Source organism: Cognatundibacterium luofuense (assembly GCF_018139685.1).
Taxonomy (GTDB): domain Bacteria; phylum Pseudomonadota; class Gammaproteobacteria; order Burkholderiales; family Burkholderiaceae_D; genus Undibacterium; species Undibacterium luofuense.
On record NZ_JAGSPN010000296.1, the window covers coordinates 1 to 361 of the forward strand.

Genomic DNA, 361 nt, shown 5'->3' on the forward strand with positions numbered 1-361 from the left:
GGATGAGCCGGATTAAGCATAAGTTTAAGCCAATAAAAAACGCCGCTGAACGAAATCTCAGCGGCGTTTTTATTAGTGCTGGGTATCTACATCAGCCCGGTAAAGCGATCTGGTTATCGGTACTGAATTGGTAATCACGGAATACATGTTCAGCACTCAGTAACTGGTAGCTGCCATCCGGATTTTTACGTGTGGTGTCTTTCAGACGATACGTGGTTTGGCCGCAAGTCCAGCATTTGAAGTTACGCATATGGGTACACAGACAGGTCTTGTCCATCACCACGACTTTTTTCGCATCCGGATGCGCAGCGACTTCGCGGTTATACGAGGTAATGTAGGCGCAATTGCCGTTGCCATCGAG

General features: G+C 47.9%; 1 pseudogene. It reads right to left on the reverse strand.

Annotated features, from left to right (window positions below):
- Positions 1-91: 91 nt before the first annotated feature.
- A pseudogene (locus KDM89_RS20490) lies at positions 92-361 on the reverse strand (nitronate monooxygenase); the annotation flags it as partial.